This is a genomic window from Pseudomonas sp. SDO55104_S430, assembly GCF_054070595.1.
Map to the genome: position 1 here is coordinate 1 of NZ_JBSVXG010000303.1, position 5,551 is coordinate 5,551.

Sequence of the window (5,551 nt, forward strand, 5' to 3'; positions counted from 1 at the left end):
CACAGGGTCTTGTTTTGTATATCGGTTTTGAGAACGGCATAAAAACTTGTGGGAGCGGGCTTGCCCGCGATGGCGTCCGTTCATTCAACTCGAATCTGCCCGTTGCCCACCATCCCCAACGCTCGCTATCCTGCTGAATCCTTTAATCAGCCACCGCGCCGGCCACCCCCGCGCCGCCCCGGATGCCATTGAAAACGGATCAGATGCGATGAATGCAGCGCTGGATGAGTTCGGCCCTATCAAGGCCGTGATTTTCGATATGGACGGCTTGCTGCTGGACACCGAGGGCATCTACACCGAAGTCACCTCCCAGATTGTCGGGCGCTATGGACGAACCTTCGACTGGAGCATCAAGCAGAACATCATCGGTCGTGGCGCCGGCGATCTTGCCCGTTACGTGGTCGAAGCCCTGGACCTGCCGATCACCGCCGAAGAATTCCTGGTAATCCGCGAACCGCTGATGCGCGAGCGTTTTCCTACAGCACAAGCGATGCCGGGCGCGCAGGAACTGGTGCGGCATCTGAAGGCCAACAACATTCCCATCGCGGTCGGCACCAGTTCGAGCAGCCATTCGTTCGGCCAGAAAACCACGTTGCACCGTGACTGGTTCGCGCTGTTCGACACCATCGTCACGGCCGACGACCCGGAAGTCGGCGCGGCGAAACCGGCGCCGGATATCTTCCTGACAGCGGCGCGGCGCCTGGGTGTCGAGCCGAAGGATTGCCTGGTATTCGAGGATTCGCCCTTTGGCGTCACGGCGGCGAAGGCGGCGGGGATGACGGCGATCGCCATTCCGGATGCGGCGATGGCGGACGAGAAGTACGCGCATGCCGATGGGATTCTGCGGACTTTGAAAGCGTTCAGGCCGGCTGCCTTCGGCCTGCCAACCCTAGAATGGGCCTGACGTAAATCCAATTGTGGGAGCGGGCTTGCTCGCGAATGCGGTGTGTCAGGCGACATTGATGTTGGCTGATCCGACGCCTTCGCGAGCAAGCCCGCTCCCACAGGGTTTGTGTAGTGCCAGGACAAACCCTGTAGGAGCGAGGCTTGCCCGCGAAGAACGATAACGCGGTCTACCGGGCAAACCGCTCCGCCCAACCAATGATCCGCTTCGGCCGCGGCGTCGCGTAGGTGCGCACCTTCGAGGTCGACAACCCCAACCGCACCAGCGATTCGGCAATGGTCACCGCCGCCGTCACGCCATCCACCACCGGCACGCCGGTGCGCTGACGAATCTGCTCATCCAGCCCGGCCATGCCGCCGCAGCCCAGGCAAATCACTTCGGCCTTGTCCTGAGTCACCGCCTGCTCCGCCTGATGCACGATGGCCTCCAGCGCGCGCTGTGGCTCGTGTTCGAGTTCCAGCACCGCCAAACCGCTGGCCCGTACCGAGGCGCAGCGGTCCCAGAGCCCGGACAGTTTCAGGCGATCCTCGATCAACGGCACGGTGCGATCCAGAGTGGTGACCACCGAATAGGCGTGGCCGAGATACATCGCAGTACTCGCCGCCGCATCGGTGATGTCCACCACCGGCACATTGAGCAACTCTTGCAGGCCTTCGCGACCATGTTCGCCGTAACCGGCCTGAATCACCGCATCGAAGGGCTGATCGTAGGACATCACCCGGTCCATCACCGCGATGGCTGCCAGATAACTCTCAAAATTGCCTTCAACGGAGTCAGCGCCGAAGTGCGGCGTCAGGCCGACGATTTCAGTGCCGGGTGAAGCAACGGCCTGCGCCGAACGGGCGATGGCCTGGGTGATGGATTCGGTGGTGTTGACGTTGACCACGAGAATACGCATGGGAAGTCCTTATAACGGGGTGGTTCGGCGGCCCGACACTGCCGGGCCGCGATGGAGTCAGTGGCTGACGTTATCGACGGCGATGGATTCACCGCTGACGTCGGCGTAGTGCGGTTCGCGCTTGGCGATGATCAGGTAGAGCATCCCGGCAATGCCGGCGCCGATCAGCCAGGAGAACGGCGAGACCAGATGGAAACCCGGCACCAGCGCCAGAACGATGGCGATCAGGGCCGCGGGAATGAACGCCGCCACGGCGCGCAGATTGACGCCACGGCTGTAGTAATACGCGCCGTTCGGGTCTTCGCTGTACAGCTGCGGCACGTTGACCTGGCCTTTTCGCACCAGCCAGTAGTCGACCATGATCACGCCATACAGCGGGCCGAGCAGGGCGCCCAGGCCCGAAAGGAAGTACACGATCACCAACGGGCTGTTGTAGAGGTTCCACGGCAGGATCAGCACGGCAATGGTGGCGCTGATCAGGCCGGCGCGGCGGAAGGTCAGATACTTGGGCGCCAGGTTGCTGAGCACGAAGGCCGGGGCGACGAAGTTGGCCATGATGTTGACCGCCACAGTAACGATCAGGAACGCCAGGCAACCGAGCACCAGGAAGAAGGTGTTGGGGATCGAGGCGATGATCTCGGTCGGGCTCTCGATGATCCGGCCATCGATCTGGAACTGCGCGCCGCACAGCAGGACAGTGATCGCCGCGAACACCAGAATGTTCACCGGCAGGCCCCAGAAGTTGCCGACCTTGATCGTCTTGCGGCACGGCGAGGAACGGGCGAAGTCGCAGAAGTTGAGGATCAGCGTGCCGTAGATCGCCAGCCACAGGGCGCCGCCGGCGAAGATGTTGCGCCACATCTCGCCACCGGTCAGCGGCTCGCGGATCGACCAGGCGATGGTGGCGTTGGCCTGGAAGTACATCCAGGCGGCGAGGGCGGCGACGGTCAGCAGAATCACCGGCCCGGCGAACGCCTCGTAGCGCCGTACCATCTCCATGCCGTAGGCGAGGATCGCCAGTTGCACGAACCAGATCGCCACGAAACACACCCAGCCCAGGGTCGACAGACCGAGGATCGAGTTGTGGTCGTATTCGGCGAAGCCGGGGTGGATCGCGGTCAGCATCACGCGGAACACCACCGAGGCCAGGTACGTCTGAATCCCGAACCAGGCGATGGCGATCACGGCGCGGATCAACGCGGGAATCTGCGCACCGTGAATACCGAAACTGATCCGGCTGATTACCGGAAACGGCACGCCGGTCTTTTGTCCCATGTAGCCGGACAGGTTCATGAAGACGTAGACCAGCGCCGCGCCGATGCCCAGCGACAGCAGGATCTGCCAGCCGCCCAGGCCCAGGGCGTACAAACCGATGGCAAATGAGTAGTTGGCGATGTTGTGAACGTCGTTGGTCCACAGGGCGAAGATGCTGTATTTGCCCCAACGCCGGCCTTCGACCTTGGTCGGCGCCAGATCGTTGTTATGCAGGCGAGGGCTGAGTACCACGGGGCATTGCTGAGTTTGATCTCGTTGAGTGGAGTGGGAAGAGGGCAGATCCAGCGCAATATTGTTGTTAGAGAGACTTGTACGCATTCCGGCAGGCTCCTGATGTTCCAGGCCGCGATGACTGTGCATGAGCGCGGGGCTCGGCAATCTTCGTCGCGGGTGGCGAGCATCATTGGTTACGGGGCATCTGCAGCCTGTACGGGATAGGGCGCTTCAGGCTTGCGGATCTAAAGTGTTTTTATGTTTTGAGATGATTGTATACAAAACATGTATGCACTAAAGCGAGTTCCATGCCAGTACTCGAAATCGAGGCGCGGAGAGGTGATTTCGTTTTGTCATCAGAGGGTGCATGGGGCGATGAAAAACGTGGTGTGCGAGGTGATTGATTGCGCAGGTATTTATTTTCGGGAGGGGATTTGCGGAAGAGCGGTAGCGGGGGACGGAAGGGGAAAATGTAACCTTTCAGGGCGCGGAAACAAAAAGTGCACACATAAATGGCACCGATGGTGACATTCCTGTGTACACATTTTTGATGGTTACGCATCCACTGTAGGAGCGAGCTTGCTCGCGATGGTCGTCAACGATAACGAGGGAAGCCTGACACCCGCGGTGTTCTCAGGTCCATCGCGAGCAAGCTCGCTCCTACAGGGGGAGAGGGATCAGGCCTTGGACTTGCTGATGATATTCCCCGCATGCAACCCGCATTCTTTCTGGGTCGCTTCTTCCCACCACCAGCGGCCTTCGCGTTCGTGCTGGTTCGGCAGGACCGGGCGGGTGCAGGGTTCGCAGCCGATGCTGATGAAACCGCGCTCGTGCAGGCTGTTGTACGGCAGTTCGAGCATGCGGATGTAGCCCCAGACCTCTTCGCTGGTCATCTGCGCCAGCGGGTTGAACTTGTACAGGGTGCGTTCCGGGGTAGAGAAAGCGGTGTCGATTTCCATCACTGCCACCGCGCTGCGGGTGCCCGGGCTCTGGTCGCGGCGCTGGCCGGTGGCCCAGGCCTTGACGCCGGAGAGCTTGCGTCGCAGCGGCTCGATCTTGCGGATCCCGCAGCATTCGCCATGGCCGTCCTTATAGAAGCTGAACAGGCCTTTTTCCTTTACGAAGGGTTCGAGCTTGGTGTAGTCCGGCGACACCAGTTCGATGTCGATCTTGTAGTTTTCGCGCACCTGATCGATGAAGCGGTAGGTCTCCGGGTGCAGGCGACCGGTGTCGAGGCTGAACACCTTGACGTTCTTGTTGATCTTCCAGGCCATGTCCACCAGCACCACATCCTCGGCGCCGCTGAAAGATATCCACAAGTCATCGCCAAACTCGGCGAACGCGAGTTTCAGGATGTCCTGGGGGGATTTGTTGGCATAGGTCGTGGCGAGTTCCACGACGTCGAACGTTGGGCTCATCAGGGCGGCTTCCTACAGGTCGGTGGCGCTGGGCGCTCTATATGGGGCCGATGGTAACAAAAAGCTGCGCCGGCCGGGGCGTCCTCTGCGTTGCGCGATGAGGGTGGAGTCGCTAGAGTTCGGCCTCGCTCGACTCAATAAACAATACAAATGGGAGTGTCTTGTGGAAATTGCATGTCTGGATCTGGAAGGTGTATTGGTCCCGGAAATCTGGATCGCCTTCGCTGAAAAAACCGGAATCGAGTCCCTCAGGGCCACCACCCGGGACATTCCCGACTACGACGTATTGATGAAGCAGCGCCTGCGGATTCTCGATGAGCACGGTCTGAAGCTGGCCGACATTCAGGAAGTGATCGCCACCCTCAAGCCGCTCGACGGCGCCATCGAGTTCGTCAACTGGCTGCGCGAGCGCTTCCAGGTGGTGATCCTGTCGGACACCTTCTACGAATTCTCCCAGCCGCTGATGCGCCAGTTGGGCTTCCCGACCTTGCTCTGCCACCGTCTGATCACCGACGACAGCGGGCGCGTGACCGGTTATCAGCTGCGTCAGAAAGATCCCAAGCGTCAGTCGGTCCTGGCCTTCAAGAGCCTGTACTACCGGGTGATCGCCGCTGGCGATTCCTACAACGACACCACCATGCTGGGCGAGGCGGATGCCGGGATTCTGTTCCACGCGCCGGACAACGTGATCCGCGAATTCCCGCAATTCCCGGCGGTGCACAGTTTTGAGGATTTGAAGCAAGAGTTCATCAAGGCCTCGAACCGGACCCTGTCCCTGTAAACACGATCCCTGTAGGAGCGAGCATGCTCGCGATGGAGGCCAACGATAACGCGGGGCATCAG

At 60.6% G+C, this 5,551-nt stretch carries 5 protein-coding genes; 2 read left to right on the plus strand and 3 right to left on the minus strand.

What is annotated here, in order from left to right; translation table 11 throughout:
• Positions 1-208 precede the first annotated feature (208 nt).
• Complete coding sequence (locus ACW9JE_RS28115; protein ID WP_457434617.1) at positions 209-904, plus strand: HAD-IA family hydrolase; 696 nt, start codon at positions 209-211, stop codon at positions 902-904.
• A gap of 169 nt (positions 905-1,073) precedes the next feature.
• On the opposite strand, the gene ACW9JE_RS28120 is transcribed toward ACW9JE_RS28115, so the two are convergent.
• The 3 genes from ACW9JE_RS28120 to ACW9JE_RS28130 form a co-directional block, all read right to left on the minus strand.
• Positions 1,074-1,802, minus strand: coding sequence for an aspartate/glutamate racemase family protein (locus ACW9JE_RS28120; RefSeq protein ID WP_224540992.1), 729 nt, complete (start codon positions 1,800-1,802; stop codon positions 1,074-1,076).
• A gap of 57 nt (positions 1,803-1,859) precedes the next feature.
• The gene (locus ACW9JE_RS28125; protein WP_457434618.1) at positions 1,860-3,395 is read right to left on the minus strand and encodes an NCS1 family nucleobase:cation symporter-1; all 1,536 of its coding nucleotides are present in this window, start codon (positions 3,393-3,395) and stop codon (positions 1,860-1,862) included.
• A 572-nt stretch (positions 3,396-3,967) separates the two neighbouring features.
• Positions 3,968-4,708 carry a phosphoadenylyl-sulfate reductase gene (locus tag ACW9JE_RS28130; RefSeq protein ID WP_457434619.1) on the minus strand — a complete coding sequence of 247 codons (741 nt, stop codon included), beginning with the start codon at positions 4,706-4,708 and terminating at the stop codon, positions 3,968-3,970.
• Positions 4,709-4,871: 163 nt separating this feature from the next.
• Between ACW9JE_RS28130 and thrH the strand changes: the two genes are divergently transcribed.
• Entirely contained in the window at positions 4,872-5,489 is a 618-nt protein-coding gene (gene thrH / locus ACW9JE_RS28135; protein WP_175378645.1) for a bifunctional phosphoserine phosphatase/homoserine phosphotransferase ThrH, read from the plus strand.
• Positions 5,490-5,551 lie beyond the last annotated feature (62 nt).